This window comes from Schaalia canis, assembly GCF_003858455.1.
GTDB lineage: Bacteria > Actinomycetota > Actinomycetes > Actinomycetales > Actinomycetaceae > Pauljensenia > Pauljensenia canis.
Genome location: NZ_RQZF01000002.1, coordinates 300,692 through 316,140, shown reverse-complemented (window position 1 = coordinate 316,140; position 15,449 = coordinate 300,692). Strand labels below are relative to the sequence as shown.

General features: G+C 59.6%; 11 protein-coding genes and 1 riboswitch. Of the genes, 8 read left to right on the top strand and 3 right to left on the bottom strand.

Annotated elements, in window-relative coordinates:
* On the bottom strand, window positions 1-1,551 hold the full coding sequence (locus tag EII11_RS03805; protein WP_124868751.1) for a Re/Si-specific NAD(P)(+) transhydrogenase subunit alpha: 1,551 nt from the start codon (window positions 1,549-1,551) through the stop codon (window positions 1-3).
* A 289-nt stretch (window positions 1,552-1,840) separates the two neighbouring features.
* Here EII11_RS03805 and EII11_RS03800 point away from each other — a divergent pair, with 289 nt between their 5' ends.
* The 5 genes from EII11_RS03800 (at window position 1,841) to EII11_RS03780 (ending at window position 8,394) form a co-directional block, all read left to right on the top strand.
* Entirely contained in the window at window positions 1,841-2,311 is a 471-nt protein-coding gene (locus EII11_RS03800; protein ID WP_124868749.1) for an SRPBCC family protein, read from the top strand.
* 401 nt (window positions 2,312-2,712) lie between these two features.
* Window positions 2,713-2,823, top strand: a riboswitch (TPP riboswitch).
* A gap of 35 nt (window positions 2,824-2,858) precedes the next feature.
* Window positions 2,859-3,455 (top strand): ECF transporter S component, encoded by a 597-nt coding sequence (locus tag EII11_RS03795; protein ID WP_124868987.1) that lies wholly within the window; start codon window positions 2,859-2,861, stop codon window positions 3,453-3,455.
* 187 nt (window positions 3,456-3,642) lie between these two features.
* Window positions 3,643-6,270, top strand: a complete 2,628-nt coding sequence (locus EII11_RS03790; RefSeq protein ID WP_124868747.1) for an ATP-binding cassette domain-containing protein — start codon at window positions 3,643-3,645, stop codon at window positions 6,268-6,270.
* A 131-nt stretch (window positions 6,271-6,401) separates the two neighbouring features.
* Window positions 6,402-7,112 (top strand): nucleoside/nucleotide kinase family protein, encoded by a 711-nt coding sequence (locus EII11_RS03785; RefSeq protein ID WP_124868745.1) that lies wholly within the window; start codon window positions 6,402-6,404, stop codon window positions 7,110-7,112.
* A gap of 412 nt (window positions 7,113-7,524) precedes the next feature.
* The gene (locus tag EII11_RS03780) at window positions 7,525-8,394 is read left to right on the top strand and encodes a class I SAM-dependent methyltransferase (RefSeq protein ID WP_240623047.1); all 870 of its coding nucleotides are present in this window, start codon (window positions 7,525-7,527) and stop codon (window positions 8,392-8,394) included.
* Window positions 8,395-8,477: 83 nt separating this feature from the next.
* Here EII11_RS03780 and EII11_RS03775 read toward each other — a convergent pair whose 3' ends face one another.
* Window positions 8,478-9,371: a DsbA family protein gene (locus EII11_RS03775; RefSeq protein ID WP_165867051.1), complete on the bottom strand. Its 894-nt coding sequence runs from the start codon at window positions 9,369-9,371 to the stop codon at window positions 8,478-8,480.
* A 370-nt stretch (window positions 9,372-9,741) separates the two neighbouring features.
* On the opposite strand from EII11_RS03775, the gene EII11_RS03770 reads away from it, so the two are divergent.
* The 3 genes from EII11_RS03770 to pheA all read left to right on the top strand — a co-directional run bounded on the left by EII11_RS03770 (window position 9,742) and on the right by pheA (window position 13,882).
* On the top strand, window positions 9,742-10,398 hold the full coding sequence (locus EII11_RS03770; RefSeq protein WP_124868980.1) for a DedA family protein: 657 nt from the start codon (window positions 9,742-9,744) through the stop codon (window positions 10,396-10,398).
* 98 nt (window positions 10,399-10,496) lie between these two features.
* Entirely contained in the window at window positions 10,497-12,794 is a 2,298-nt protein-coding gene (locus tag EII11_RS03765; RefSeq protein WP_124868741.1) for a DUF6541 family protein, read from the top strand.
* A 131-nt stretch (window positions 12,795-12,925) separates the two neighbouring features.
* A complete protein-coding gene (pheA, locus tag EII11_RS03760; RefSeq protein WP_124868739.1) occupies window positions 12,926-13,882 on the top strand; it encodes a prephenate dehydratase in 957 nt (318 codons plus the stop codon).
* 145 nt (window positions 13,883-14,027) lie between these two features.
* On the opposite strand, the gene EII11_RS03755 is transcribed toward pheA, so the two are convergent.
* On the bottom strand, window positions 14,028-15,221 hold the full coding sequence (locus tag EII11_RS03755; RefSeq protein WP_124868737.1) for a diacylglycerol/lipid kinase family protein: 1,194 nt from the start codon (window positions 15,219-15,221) through the stop codon (window positions 14,028-14,030).
* Between the last annotated feature and the right edge of the window lie 228 nt (window positions 15,222-15,449).

The following is a 15,449-nucleotide window of genomic DNA, read 5'->3' as shown; positions in this document are numbered from 1 at the left end:
TCAGCCCTTCTGGAACATTGCGAGCATCCGGTGTGTGACCAGGAAACCGCCGAAAATATTGATGGAAGAAACGACGATGGCGACAAAGCTCAGCGCCGACACAATGGGGTTGCTTGAGCCGATCTGCAAGATCGCACCCAGCAAGATAATGCCCGAAATCGCGTTCGTTACCGACATGAGCGGGGTGTGCAGCGAATGCGTGACGCCCGTAATGACGTAGAAGCCGACCACCACAGCCAGCATCAGCACAATGTAGTTGCCTGCGGCCAGCGCCGGGGTCGCAAGGACGAGGGCTGCGCCGACGAGGGCGGCAGCGAGCAAACCAAAGAAGGTGCGCCGTTTGGCGAGGGCGGCCTCCTCGGCAGCGCGGGCGGCAGCGGCGGCGCGCTCCTGGGGGCTGGGTTCGGCAGCGGCTGCGGCGGGTGCGGCGGAGACCTTCACTGGCGGCGGAGGCCAGAGGATCTCACCGCTTTGGGTGACGGTGATGCCGCGAACGATCTCATCTTCAAGGTCAACAACAAGCTCCCCGTCCTTGCCGGGGGTCATGAGTTTGAGCAGATTGACAACGTTTTGGCCGTAAAGCTGTGAGGATTGGCCGGGTAGGCGGCCCGCCAGGTCAGAGTGGCCAATGATGGTCACGCCGCCGGGGGTGACGATGGTTTCACCGGCAACGGTCAGGGCAGTGTTGCCCCCGTTGGCGGCTGCCATGTCAACGATGACTGAGCCGGGACGCATGGCGTTGACCGCATCCTCATCCAGGAGGATCGGGGCGGTGCGGCCCGGGATATTGGCGGTGGTAATGACAATGTCGGATTCGGCGGCAACCTTGGCGTAGAGGGCTCGGGCGACCATTTCCTGATCGGCGCTCATCTCTTTGGCGTAGCCGTCAGAGGAGACTTCCTGCTGGGCGGGAATGGCGACGAAGCGCGCACCCATGGATTCGACCTGTTCGGCCACCTCGGGGCGGACGTCGGTGGCGGAAACCTCGGCACCCATGGAGTTGGCGGTGCCAATCGCAGCCAGGCCTGCCACACCCGCACCAATGACGTAGACCTTGGCGGGGGGCATCTTGCCGGCGGCGGTGACCTGGCCGGTGAAGAGGCGGCCGAAAGCTGCGGCGGCTTCAACGACGGCGCGGTAGCCGGCGACATTTGCTTGGGAGGAGAGGACATCCATCGCCTGAGCGCGGGAGATGCGCGGCACGGTGTCCATGGCCATGGCGGTCACGCCGGCGGCGCGTAGTTTTTCGAGGAGCTCGGGGTTGCGAGCGGGGGCCAGGCGCGTGATGAGGGTGGCACCTGAACGCATGAGGGCAAGATGCTCATCTGTGGGGGCGTCAAGGGCGATGACTAGGTCAGCACCCCAGGCGTCGGCGTCGTCGGTGAGTTCGGCGCCGGCGTTAGCGTAGGCCTGATCGGTGAGGTGGGCGTAGGCTCCGGCACCGGATTGCACGCGAACGTCATAGCCCAGGGAGATGAGTTTTTTGACCGTGTCGGGGGTGGCACCAACGAGTGGTTGGTTGACCCCTTCCTTTGGCACTCCAATTAGCACGAGGACTCCTTTGTCGTGGAGGCAGGGCACCCGGGGGTGCGATCGATGTCACTACCTCTATCAAGTTTAGTTTGAGACCACAAGGAAAGACGACATATGGGCGCCGAGCGGCTCGTCGCAGACGGGGTTCGCGTGAGTCGTCGGCGCCCGCGTGTGCGTTCACAGGCACATTAGTGGCGTGGAGGGAGCGTGCGGGGCTGGGGTCACATGTGGGCGCGCCGGGGCGGCGTGTAATGGAAGAAGGTGCACAGATCTCGCGCATGTGGGGTGGGCAACGTACCGTTGAGCTATGAACTTCTTTGACGATGACACTGAGGCCCCCCAGGAGAATGTTGACACTGTCGAAGCAGACATTGTGATTGCGGCGACAGTTGAACAAGTCTGGGAGTTGGTGAGCGAACCCGGCTGGTGGATTAACGACGGGGATCTGGGTGATCACGAAGTGACCCTCACGGAGGAGGGCTACTACGAGGTCAACGATCCTGAGGCGGGTACCTGGCTGGTTGAGAAGGTCGATGAAGACCCGATGGATGTTGTCTCCTACCGGTGGTATCCCCTGGCTGGCGACGAGTTACCCGACGAGGCAACTCGCGTTGAGTTCTCCCTGTCTGAAGAAGGTGGCAGGGTGGCGCTCCATGTTGAGGAAATTGGTCTGTCGCAGGTTTCGCAGGACGAGGCTGTTGCCCGTCAGGCGTGGGAGGATGCGGCTGGTACCTGGGAGGATGCTTTCGCTCAGGCGAAGGCCTACCTTGAGGGCTGACAGTCACCGAGCTTGATATAGGTGCATGACTTAGCGTGTGCCTTTTTCATGTGTGCCCTGGGGGTGGAACCGCGTGCGGTTCCACCCCCAGGGCCGTATTTATTTCGGGGGACTTTTACCCCGGGGAACGGTGCCAAGCTCTGCAAACAGTGGACTAGGCGCAGTCCAGTCACGAGATTACATGGGGGAGGAAAGACAATGAGACGCAGAGGTCAGACAGGTGTCATTTGCGCGTGAGAGCCATAATGCAGTGGCTCGGAATTCTTGAGGAACTGTGGGTGAGGATCTACTTTGGGCGAGCATTGTGTGTTGATACCACTGCATGTTCGCTCATATGACCACCTAATCCCATGGCATCAGTGCCCATGTGTGCAGAGTAGAAAAAACTAGATGTATGCTTATGGGCGTGCCACGGGAACCTGGGACCCCAGGTTGAGAGGAAGGCAGGACCGCCTTCGACCGTAGAACCTGAACCGGATAATGCCGGCGTAGGAAGGCTCTTCTCCTCGTGCGCACCATTGTTGTGATTGACGAGAGGAAAACAACGATGGTCGAATCCAAGACCAATCTGTCCTGGCGAGTCATTGACATTGTCACGGCCGCTGTCTTATCCGTTGCCACTGGCCTGATCTTCCTGTTCTGGAACCAAGTAGGTTTCGCAGGGGTGCAATACCTTGACGCCATCGTCCCTGGCGTTGGCGGCATGCTGTACGGGATCTGGTATCTCGGCGGCGTCCTTGGCGGCCTGGTTATTCGTAAGCCTGGTGCCGCACTCTTTGTAGAGACACTCGCTGCTGTCGTTTCCATGGCTCTTGGCTCACAGTGGGGCATTGAGACCGTCTATGCGGGTCTGGCACAGGGGCTGGGTGCAGAACTTGTCTTTTTGATTGTCGCCTACCGTCATTACACCCTTCTTGTAGCAGCGTTGGCTGGCGTCTTTGCTTCTGCTGGAGGCTCGATCCTGTCCTTCGCCCTTTCCGGCTATGAGAAGAACTTCTCCTATCTGGCAATCGAATACTCTGTCGCACTTGTCTCCGGTGCGATTCTCAGTGGCCTTCTGGGGTGGGTTCTTGTTCGGAGCTTGGCTCAAACCGGAGCTTTAGACCGCTTCGCAGCCGGCCGTGAGGTCCGCGAACGCGTCTAACTAAGACGTGCACGCGTGGGGATCTCCCCCTTTTCCCACGCGGGCATCCTTCACCGACATCAACGCTGATCCGACACAAGCCTGTCCATTCTCCGAGCTGTGAGCCCACACCCTCCGCGGGTGTTTTGCGGCCCCTTATCGGCCTGAGCTCACATGTGGAAACCCGACTGAGGAAAGACAAAGCATCATGTCCTCCCACCCTCGCCCTCAGTTTTCGCCTCCGCACACTGATGACCCCCTCAGACGTGAGCAGGTAGCGGTTGAACCCTTTGGCTCTCTCGCCCCAAAAGGCGGTGCTTCCAACGAGCAAGCCGCCGCCCATACTCACAGTGAGCAGGCGGACTTCTCCGCTGCGCTGACAGACGGAAGACCCGGCGATACTCAGGCTCCTTCGATCGGTGCACGGGTTGAAGCGCGCAACTGGGGGTGGAGGCACGCCGGGCGACGCCAGTGGACGCTACGCAATATCAACCTCACCATCTCCCCGGGCGAACGAGTCCTCCTGCTAGGAGCGTCGGGTGCAGGTAAATCCACACTTGTTGCTGGCCTGGCAGGAGTTTTGGGTGGTGCCGACGAAGGGGAGGACGAAGGCACCCTGACAGTTGATGGCCTCATGCCGGAAAAGCAACGCGGCCGCGTGGGCATGGTCATGCAGGACCCTGAAGCTCAGGTTGTTCTTGCCCGCGTGGGCGATGATGTTGCTTTCGGATGTGAAAACCTTGGTGTGGCGCGTGAGGAAATCTGGAGGAGGGTTTCCTTTTCCCTTGAGTCGGTGGGTGCCAGCCTGCCTTTGGATCATTCAACTTCAGCGCTTTCTGGCGGGCAGAAGCAACGCCTTGCCCTCGCGTCGATCCTGGCTATGAAACCGGGTCTGATTTTGCTTGATGAGCCCACCGCAAATCTTGACCCTTCGGGCGTGCGCGAAGTCCGCGATGCCACTCAACGTGTCGTTGATGCCAGCGGCGCAACTGTTGTCATCATTGAGCACCGTGTTGACGTGTGGGCTGACTTTATTGACCGCGTCATAGTCATCCTTGATGGGATGATTGCCGCTGATGGCTCCCTTGATGAGGTTCTGCGCACCCACGGGGAAAGTGTGCGAGCTGCGGGCATTTGGCTTCCGGGTGATGAAGAGATTGCAGCTGACGAGGCTCTTTTCCTCCCTTCACAGAGTGCAACGGTGACGGACACGGACGGTGGCACAGCGCTAAGACTTCCCGTGCTGTCCGCGCGTCATCTTGCTGTCGGCTACGAAAAGGGCAAACCCATTAGAAGCGGGATGAATCTACAGATTCCTACAGGTCAATCCACCTGCATCATTGGCGGTAACGGACTGGGCAAAAGCACCCTTGCGTTGACTTTGGCTGGTCTCCTTCCTCAGTTGGAGGGCAGCGTTGAGGTTGGTGCCGACCTGCGTCCTGCGTGCGGCGGTGCGGACCCTCACGGGTGGTCATCGCGTGAGCTTCTTGGGCGTATCTCTATGGTGTTCCAAGAGCCTGAGTATCAGTTTCTTGGGCGCACGGTGCGTGCTGAATTGGAAATCGGCCCTCGGTTGGAGGGCGTGAGCGGGGCTGAACTTGATGCTCTGGTCGATGAGCATCTCGACATTTTGGGGTTACGCGCGTTGGCTCAGGCCAATCCGATGACCTTGTCTGGCGGGGAGAAACGCCGCCTGTCGGTGGCAACAGCTCTCATCAGCGCGCCGAAATTGCTGATCCTTGACGAACCAACTTTCGGTCAGGATCGCTCGTCGTGGATGAGGCTTGTCCAACTCCTACGTCAGGCCGTTCGCCGTGGCACAACGCTGGTGTCGATCACTCATGATGATGCTTTTGTGCGGGCGATGGGCGATCATGTCATTGACCTGGCCAACGTTGGTGAAGCTGGTGGCGGCGCGAGTGAAAGCCTCACACATGATGCCCCGAAGGCCACTGTTACCATCAACGAGGCCGAGGCGCCCGCTTCCTCGCGTGAGACTGTTGCCCACGTTCAGGGGGAGGTGGGCGAAGCGTCCGCCTCGTCGCAGAGCGGGCGTGCGGACGAAGCCCCCAAGGAGGCGCCTCTTGACCGCGTTAATCCGGTGGTTCAGGTTCTTGGCGTCGCGCTGATGACCACACCCTTGCTGACGACGATTGATGTCGTGTCAGCGGGCGTGGCGATGCTTCTTGAATTGTGCCTGCTGCCTTTAGCGGGACTACGCCTGCGGACATTCTTCCTTCGGATGAGTCCGATTTTCATTGCGGCACCTATGGCTGCACTGTCGATGCTGCTGTACGGCAAGCCGGGAGGAGAGGTCTATTGGGCGTTTGGGCCTGCGATTATTTCGGAGCATTCTACGTTGCTGGCGGCCAGTATTTTCTTGCGAGTTTTCGCTTTAGCGATGCCCGCCATCGTTGTTTTCCCGCGTATTGATCCAACTGATATGGCTGATGGTCTTACGCAGCTTCTGAAGATGCCGGCCCGTCCGGTGATCGCTTCCTTAGCGGCTGCGCGAATGGCTGGCATGATGGCTGAGGACTGGCGTGGCCTGCAGCGGGCACGCCGTGTGCGGGGTGCGGGGGAGGGAAATCGCTTCGGGGCTTTCTTCCGTGGGGCGTTTTCCCTGTTGGTGTTCGCTTTGCGTCGGTCAGCGAAGCTGTCACTGACGATGGAAGCGCGAGGTTTTGGCGCTGGTGTGCAGCGTTCATTTGCTCGGGTGTCACGGGTGGGGTGGGCTGATGCTGTGATGCTTGTTGTGTGTGTGATAGTGCCGCTGGTGTCTGTGGTGGCGGCAATATGGGCTGGAACTTTCCTTCTTCTGAGTGGTAGAAGCTGACATCTGTTGCCTGGTTGAACTCGGGGTGTTGTGTCGCCTGCGAGAGGGGTTCTTCGCGATGCTGGGAGGTGGCGCGACTTGCTGGCTTGTGGGTGAGGCAGGTGTGACAAGTGGACATTGATTGAGCGGAGATGATGATGAGCCGGGCTGTGGAGTTGAGTATGGGATCGGTGGGGGAAATCCCTGCTGGGCTGCTGGCGCGTGTTCGGGAAGTATATGAGGTGGGCGGAGGGCGAGATCGTGCTGGTCGAGCTGAGGATCTGGAAGCCCCGGACTGTGTTGAAAGTGATGCGCGAGTGCGGGTGTGGCGTGCGCCGGTGGTCATTATTGATGGGCGCTCAGGATCAGGGAAGTCCTCACTTGCTGCTGCTTTGCTGCGCCATCTGCGTATAGCAGGGATACGCAACCTTCAATTGACTGGCCCTGACCAGTGGTATCCCGGCTGGTATGGCTTGGCACAGGGGACACGCACCTTGGTTGAACTACTCTGCGGAACACCACCCCTGGGACATGCGAGGCCAGGCAATCGAGGTCGCGATAACCGCACCTTTGGTTACCGCGTGTGGGATTGGGAGCGCTCCCAGCCTGGACGCTATGTGCTGCTAGATCGGGCTCGCCCACTGTTGGTTGAGGGCGCGGGTTCATTATGCCCAGCTACTGCGGCAGCGGCTGATCTGACGATCTGGGTCGAATGTGACCCTGAGCAGCGGCGCCGTCGCGCGATTGAGCGCGACGGCGCGACCTATGAACCGTGGTGGGATGTCTGGGCCGCGCAGGAAGATGAGCATGTGAGTCTCCACCAACCCCAACGTTTAGCTGACGTGATCGTTCGTAGCCTGTAGGTCCTTTCCGTCGGTGGGAGCGAGTGATCCGCATGAAGGCGGTTTTGCTCTATGAGAGGGATCTTCCGGCGAAGAGGCATATCTGAGGATGCGGATCTTGCGCAGGTGCACGGCCCGTGTTTTCCTCGTATCTCTTTCCTTAGGGGATGATGATTCGTGTGGCGCCCGGCTGTGCGCTCAGGGCACTATTGCCCGCTGGCAGGCACTTCCATGGTGTGGGCGCACATGTGGGTGATGCGGGATGCGGACACTGCTTCGTAGAGGAGACAACGAGGCTGTAATAAGTAGGGCAGTGATAAGCCGGAGGCAGGAACAAGCAGGGGCCTCATGATAGAGACAGTGATGGAGACAGTGATGGCCGAGGCGTTGATGGCATGGGCGCTGATGGGCGAGGGGTGACTAAAGTGAGCATGTGAGCGCTACCCATCCGAAGTTGAACCTGTCGCCTTATCCCGACGCCGATCGTGAGATCACCACTGTTGCGTCCTATGGGTTGGAGCTGCAAGACAGCGGTGTGGACGCTGTGAGCAAGGCGCACTCTGCTGACTTCAGCAATCCCTTCCACACGCCCGCGCCTCTTTATGGACGCGTTCGACCGGCTTACCCGCATGAAGCTGTTGATGCTGTTCTTGGCGCCTGTGCGGCGGGGAATATTGCCGATATTGGCGCGGGAACGGGAAAACTCACAGCAATGCTTCTAGATAGAGGCGCTCGGGTGTGGGCCGTCGAACCTTCTGCAGCGATGCGTGAACAGCTTCATGCGCTGCTGGGAGGACACAAGAGACTTCACGTTCTTGATGCCACCGCTGAAGTGACGACGCTGGCAGAACACAGCGTCGATGTTGCCTCCTACGCACAGTCCTGGCATTGGATGGACGCTGAAGAGGCTGGTCAGGAGGCAGATCGGATTGTTCGCCCTGGCGGTCATATCGCTATCTTGTGGAATCAGATGAATGTGGAGGTGCCGTGGGTTCACCGTCTGACACGTATTATGCGCTCAGGTGATGTTCACCGTCCCGACAAGCCGCCACGTCTGCCTGAACCGTGGGCTGAACCGGAACTGACCATGCTCGCTTGGGAAGAGCACATCACCCCTGAAAGTCTTGTGGAATTGGGGACGACGCGCTCGTCTTACCTGCGTCAGAATGAAAGCGGGCGGGCGCGCATGCAGGAGAACCTACGCTGGTATCTCTACGAGCATCTTGAGTTTTCGCCTGGGCGCAAGATCTTTTTGCCCTATACGACGCAGGTGTGGGTGGCACGCAGGCGCACCGAGCTGTGAGCCTGCGACACGGAGATGCAGACATCACGTAGACAATAAAGAGTGCCTGCCGATGCGAACATCGGCAGGCACTCGACAGAGGGTTACTTCGCAGCGGCTTCCTTTGCCTGCTCCTCAATAGTGCGGGTCACGAAGTCCAGCGGGTAGGCGCCCGAGATGGTCGTGTCATTAATCATCATGAAGGGCGTGCCCTGGATGCCCAGGGAGAAAGCGTGCTCAGTTTCGGCCTTGACCTTTGCTGCGATCTCTTCAGAGGTCAGGTCAGCGCGGAACTTCTCCAAGTCAGGCACACCAGCCTTTTGAGCAAGTTCAACAACGGAGTCGACGGTGTATTCGGGGTGCCCACTGCCAGCGGCTTCCCACACGGTGTGGCGGTATTCAGCATGCTTGCCCTGCGCTGCAGCGGCCCAACCGCCGGCCGCAGCAATGTTAGAGCCGTGCTGCTGGAAGATCACCAGATCGCGGTACTCAATACGTAAGGTTCCATCGTCAATGAGCTTTTGGAGTTCGGGCTCAACCTGGGTGGCAAAGCGGGTGCACATCGGGCAGGAGAAGTCAGAAAACTCAACCATGACCACCGGAGCATCAGGGGAACCCACGGCTCGTCCATCGTTTGCGTCACGTCGAGCTTCCGCCCGCAGGATCTTCAGCGCTTCAGGGTTGGTAAGTGAGGGCGCAAACTCGGGCAGCTGTGCAGCCGTTTCTGTTGCGGCCTCAGCAGAAGCTGACTGTGCAGTGCCGGAGTCAGCGGAGCTACCCGTACCGCGCAGATAAAAGACGACAAGAAGAACCACCAAGGCGAGGGCAAGGAGAATCGTTGCCGTCTTCCACAGCGAGGTGCGGTCCTGGGTGGGTGCGCTCTGAGCAGAGCGTTCCTGGGACACGGGAGGGAAGGTGGGGGCCTGCGCGGAGGTGGACGCCGAAGCGTCGGGCGTGGGCTGCTGGCCCTGTTCGGGCGCGGACGATGGGGTTGTCATGTCCTGAATGCTACACGGGCCTGACGCTGACCCGCCGTGTAAGAAGGCCATATTTTCGGGACTGAGAGCCGTTCAACTCTTCTGTTATCGATGGTGCACGACACCCGTATTGGGGGAGTAAAAGTCCAGTTCCACCTTGATGTTGCCGATAGTTTTACCCGGTGTTGCTCCCTGCTTACCTCCTGAGGGAGACGTAGTTGCTTCCTGGATTTCGTAGGACGATCCGCTAACAACGCCCTATTGGCGCTAGTGTGGAAGCAGAACATTGTCCGTTGAAGGGAATTACGTGTTTTTTTCGGCTACTCAAGATGCTTCCTGGCTGAGCACCATCATCGGCTGGCTGCATGACCCTGAATCCTTGCTCATTGCGATGGGACCGTGGGTGTTGTGGGGCACCTTGCTTATCGTTCTTATCGAGTCGGGAATCCTCTTCCCTGTTCTGCCGGGTGATTCCTTACTGTTCACCGCTGGCCTCTTGCATTCGCAGTTGGGCCTGAACCTATGGACACTGATTATTTGGACTTTTGTCGCCGCTTTTGTTGGCGCCCAGGTGGGGTACTGGCTGGGGGCCCGTTACGGCCGCCGTTTGTTTAAAGATGATGCCCGATTCTTGAAGACTGAGCATCTAGATAAAGCCGAACATTACTTCACCAATTACGGTGGCCGTTCCCTGGTTATCGGCCGTTTTATCCCCTTTGTGCGCACCTTCGTTCCATTGGCCGCTGGTATTGCCCGCTACCCTTACCCGAAGTTCTTGCTCTTCAACTCTCTGGGTGCGCTCCTGTGGGGTGTGGGCGTGACCTACGCGGGCGCGGCTCTGGGTGGTGTGCCTTTTGTGCACGATAACCTGTCAGTCATCCTCATTCTTATTGTGTTTGTCTCCCTTTTGCCGATGTTTGTCGAGGTCATCGTCCATCGTGTTCGCGCTCGTCGTGCCACCCAGTCCGCTGGCGTGGAAGGGGAGAGCCTGGTCGTCAACGAGGGTGCCTTGCTGAGTGAGAGTGTCCCATCGGAGGAGACCCGCTAGAACAGGTTTCACGCAGACAGAAAAGCCCTAAGCGTTTTGAGGGAACACTGCTAGTTGTGACAGCACTCAGAACGCAGCTTCAAGGTTGAGGAGTATTCATGGTGAGTGAGTGGCTTCCCCTCTTTCCGCTTCTTGCGCTCATGTTAGGAGCGGGGATTCTCCCGGGCTATTTTTGGCTGCGAGCCTCGATTCGTTCCTCCTTAGTTGCAGCCGCCGCCGCACCGGCGCTGACATTTGGAGTGCTGACGATAGCGAGTGTCGCGTTCGCGCGATTCTCGATCCCTTGGGCATGGTGGAGCGTGGGGATGCTCCTTTTGGTAGTCACTCTTGGGGGCATGGTTTTCTGGCGCAGTCGCTGGTACAACAACCCTGAAAGCCAAGCCCTGCTAGGTAGCACCCACGCTGCTCGCCCGCCTTTTGCGGGGGACTCTCCATCTGCCCACGCCTACCGTCTTTTGACGCCGCGCGCCCGCCGTCAGTGGTGGCTGTTGGTCGCTGCTGGCTGGCTGCTGGCCGCCCTGCCGACGCTGATCGTGGCTGACCCTCATAATCCTGCCCAACAGTGGGACGCAGTCTTCCATGTGACAGGCGTGTGGCACATGGTGCAGAGCATGGACGCCTCACCTTTTGGGGCTCTCGCGCCGCTGTACGGCGGTCAAACAGGGATCTATTACCCGATGGCGTGGCACATTTTCGTCACCCTTTTCGCTACCCCAACGACTGTCATTGAAGCGGCTAATGTGTCGAGCCTCTTCCTCATGGCCGTGTGGGTGATGGGAGCAGGAGCCTTTACCGCTGTTGTGAGTACCTCGCGCGTGGCGGTTATGGCCGCGCCGCTGGTTGCTGGAGCGATGCTGTCGATGCCTGCTGACGCGTTGACGATGTATAACCAGTGGCCGCATGCGACGGGCGTGGCTTTGTTGCCGGGCGTTATTGCGGTGGCAATTGTGTGGGGGCGTCGCCTGATGCGCTCCACAGAGTTGGGCGTGATGAATGCTCTTCCCCACCTGCCCTTGGGGGTATCGCTCCTCGTGTCCTCACTGGGCCTGGCGCACTCCCATGCGAGCAGTGTATTCGCCGCCGTGTGGACGCTGGTGATCCCCACTCTTGCGGGGGTCGCAACGGTGGTGAAGCGTTCGCTGCTGTGTCGAGACTGGGCGGCATTAGTGGCTGCGGTGCTGGTTGCTTTCGCCGCCGTGTGCGGCCCCTTGTTTGTTCTGACAACGGAACAATTGCAGGGAATGGGCCGCTATCCGCGGCAGGGATTGGGCTGGGATTTCGCTTTTTCTCGCGCCCTGACGCCCTTCCCTCCCTTCTCTCAGACCATGGGCTTGTACTTAACGCTCACTATTTTCCTTCTCTTGACACTGCTGGGCGCTGTGCGCCTCTACCGGCGCACGCGCACCTGGGAGCAAGTCCGGGAGGATCTCTTGTCGGCAGCTCCTGCTGAGGTCACGCAGGGTCAGCAGGAGGTGAGCCTGCCCGAGGGGACTTCTGCGCAGGAAGAACCCGCTGCTGCCCCGCCTCGCTCGGGCGACGTTTCTTTGCTGTCTCAGCCATCGGCTTTGGCCTCGTTAACCCCGCAGGAGTGGCGGCGCGAACGCGAATGGGAGCGCGACTCTTTGGGACCCAGGCCCAGCCTGTGGCTTATTGGCGCCTTCGTCCTGTGGGCGATGGCAACCTTCCTTGCCTACTCGCCTGAGGATGCTTTGCGCGTCTTTCTTCTCTCCCCGTGGTACATGGATCCACGCCGGATCATGGCCGTCCAAAATATGGTGATGGTGCCGCTGGTGTCGATTGGCTTTGCCGGCATGGTCATGTGGGTGCGTCAGCATCGTCCGCGGGCGACGCGCGCCGAGGTTGAGGCCTCTTCGCAGTGGCGCATTGGCGTGCTTTTAGGTGTGTGGTTGCTGGCGCTGAGTTTAGGTGGCGCGTTGGATGCGCGTTTTGATGCCGCTCGTTACGTGTACGATCCGGATAATCTGGGCAAACCGGGGATGGTCACGCAAGGGGAACTGGACATGATTCGCCGGATTCCATCGACTTTGCCGGAAGACGCGGTGATCTTGGGTGACCCCATCGCGGGGGTCGCATATGTGGAAACGATTGGTCAGCGGCGAGCGTTCTTCCCGCAGTTGACCACGTCGGAAGCACCTGAGCCCTCACGGGATATTTTCCGCAAGCATTTCAATGAGATTCACACGAATCCGCAGGTGTGTGAGGCGGTCCGCCGCGAGGGTATTACGCACTTTTACGAGGACGCCGACGGAAAGTACTACAATTTCGACCGCTCTGAGCGGCATCCGGGCCTGTACAACGTGGACACCTCTTTTGGTTTCACGGTCGTGGACGCCGGTGATGATGCCGTGCTCTATGAGATCACGGCCTGCCGCTAGAAGCCACATTCGCAACCGCCTGCCCTTTTGCGGTCAGGCGGTGCCGTTTCAGAACATGTCGGCGTTGTTTTGGCGTGTCACGATAAGAGCTGAGGATGCGCAAGTCCTGCTTTGTCGGTGACACTATGAGCGTGAGTACGAATTTTCCTGGCCCTGCCCCCGCTGGAGAGCACCTGCGTATCGCTTTCCTTGGTCCCTTCGGTACTTTTACCGAGCAGGCCGTCTGGCAGGTTGCCCCTTCTGGCGCTGAACTTGTGCCAAAGACCTCGGCCCCGCAGGCTCTTGCTGCCGTTCGATCTGGCGAGGCTGACCGTGCGGTGGTACCTATTGAGAACTCCATTGAGGGTGGGGTGAACGCCACCTTGGACGCCCTCTCCCATGGTGAGCCGCTGGTGATCGTTGCAGAAATGGTTGTCACCGTGTCTTTCCAACTTGCGGTGCGTCCTGGTACTCGGCCTGAGGAAGTGTCTCGCGTTGGCACTCACCCGCATGCGTGGGCGCAGTGCCGGAATTGGGCAGAGCGGACTTTCCCCGGAGCGGTGCATGTGCCTGCGACGTCAACGGCTGCTGCTGCCGAGCTGTTGGCCTCAGGCGAGGCTCACTTTGATGCGGCCCTGTGTAATGCGACCTCGGTGGAACGCTACGGTCTGGATACTCTCTACGCTGATGTGGCGGATAATCCGGGGGCGGTCACGCGTTTTGTGATGGTTGCAAAGCCGGGGAATCTGCCGCCTGCAACGGGGGCGGATAAGACGACGATCCAGGTGGCGTTGCCGGTTAATCAGTCGGGTGCTTTGTTGACGTTGTTGGAGCAATTCAGTGTGCGGGGTGTGGACCTGTCGCGTATTGAGTCGCGTCCTTCAGGCGATGGTTTGGGGAATTACAACTTCTCGATTGACATTGTTGGGCATGTATCTGAAGAGCGCGTGCAGGCAGCTTTAGTGGGTTTGCACCGCAGTAGCCCAGAGGTGCGGTTTATGGGTTCATATCCGCGCGTTGATGGTGTGCGTGCCGAGGTGCCGGTGGGTGCTCGGGACGAGGATTTCCGCGCGGCACGTCAGTGGGTGGCGGAGATTTTATCCTCCTGAACCCGAGTACGAGTCTGCAACTCGGCTTTGACCTGGGCTTGGGTTTGAACCTGAGTGTGAGGCGGCACGCAGAGCCAGTGCCCGTGGACGTGTCCGGTAAGGCTGCGACGCGAGTAGAAGCCAACCCGACTAGCGTCGGAGTGGTTTAGATTTCGGTAACGGAAATATCAAGGGCACCGACATCCATGCGGGTGCGGATGCTGCGGGCTGTGCCGATAGCGTCACCGTCAACCTGAACGGCACTGGCTTTATCGACTGTGAGGGCTGCGTCGCGCGCCTGGGTGAAGGCAATCTCTCCGGTTGAGGGAAGGTTCAGGGAGGGCAAGCCAAGGCCTTGGTTGACGATTTTGAGGCCTAGGTCTGCCCATCCGACGAGTCCGGCGTGCGTGTCGACGGCGATAACGTCCATCATGCCGTCATCCACTGTGGCTTCGGGTGCGAGGACGAGATAGGGCAGTTCGCCGCAGTTGGCGAACATGATCGACTTGGCTTCCATGTCCACCTGGGTGCTTTCCCCGTTGGTGTCGATGGTGGTGAGTGAGGCTTGGAGTTTATCGACGGTGAGGGCGCTGACGCCGGCAATGACGTAGGCGGCCCAGCCGATTTTCTTTTTGAGTTCGGAGTCGGTGGACACCATGGTTTCCCCGTCAAAACCCATACCAGAGATGACAACGTAGGCGTATTCATCATCTGAGGGAAGGGGCGTTGGCGCAGCGTCGGGGTGTGACTTCCAGGCCTTCAGAGCAAGGGCACCTTCAGCGGGCAGCTCTGAGGGTTCTTCAATGTCTTGCACGCTGAGCCACCCCAGGTCAACGAGGCGGTGATCAGCGCCGAGGGCGACCTTGACGGCACTTTCGAGGTCATCAATGGGGAGGCCAAGATTTCGAGCTAAAAGGTTTCCTGTGCCGACGGGGATGATGCCCATGCGGACGCCGGTGTGAGCCATACCGGCGGCGACGGCGCGGACGGTGCCGTCGCCGCCGGCAGCGATGACAACGGATGCGCCTGAGACGACAGCTTCGATAGCTTGACCTGTGCCGGGATCTTCCGGGGTGGTTTCCATCCACTGCAGGTGCATGACTCCAGCGGCGGCGGCCGCTGATTCCACATGCGCTTTGAAGGCCTGGACGTCTTCATGCTTTGAGGGATTCATGATGATCCACGGCCGAGGGCCACGAAAGTCATCCCGAGGTACTTCAGGGGTCAGTAGTGCGTCATTGTGCGCGGCGGCACGTTGGCGGCGCTGCTGGAAGTAGCGGGTGAGCAGTGCAAGGACAATGATCACCGCGATGACGGCGACGATCATGAGGGCGGCAAGAATCCACGCGGCAATGGTCATAGTGCAAGCCTACTGGTCGATGGGTGTGTGCGCTCTTGGCGCCCGCGTGTGAGTCCAGAGGCCGGATGGGGGATTAGGTGCCTGTTGTGCGCCTGGATGCACATGCGGGAACCGAGGGTGTGGAGTAGGGGGAGTGCTGTCGTGGGTTTGGGGACCCGAGGGTGTGGGGCATGGGGGAGAGCGGGGCGGGGCGGTCAGTGGGGAGCGCTGCTGAGGTGTGAGTTCTCG

Bases quoted from the DNA above. Each gene is read 5' to 3' on its own strand.
- EII11_RS03800 (WP_124868749.1), top strand. From the start codon at position 1,841: ATGAACTTCTTTGACGATGACACTGAGGCCCCCCAGGAGAATGTTGAC.
- EII11_RS03795 (WP_124868987.1), top strand. From the start codon at position 2,859: ATGGTCGAATCCAAGACCAATCTGTCCTGGCGAGTCATTGACATTGTC.
- EII11_RS03790 (WP_124868747.1), top strand. From the start codon at position 3,643: ATGTCCTCCCACCCTCGCCCTCAGTTTTCGCCTCCGCACACTGATGAC.
- EII11_RS03785 (WP_124868745.1), top strand. From the start codon at position 6,402: ATGATGATGAGCCGGGCTGTGGAGTTGAGTATGGGATCGGTGGGGGAA.
- EII11_RS03775 (WP_165867051.1), bottom strand. From the start codon at position 9,371: ATGACAACCCCATCGTCCGCGCCCGAACAGGGCCAGCAGCCCACGCCC.
- EII11_RS03770 (WP_124868980.1), top strand. From the start codon at position 9,742: ATGGGACCGTGGGTGTTGTGGGGCACCTTGCTTATCGTTCTTATCGAG.
- EII11_RS03765 (WP_124868741.1), top strand. From the start codon at position 10,497: ATGGTGAGTGAGTGGCTTCCCCTCTTTCCGCTTCTTGCGCTCATGTTA.
- EII11_RS03755 (WP_124868737.1), bottom strand. From the start codon at position 15,221: ATGACCATTGCCGCGTGGATTCTTGCCGCCCTCATGATCGTCGCCGTC.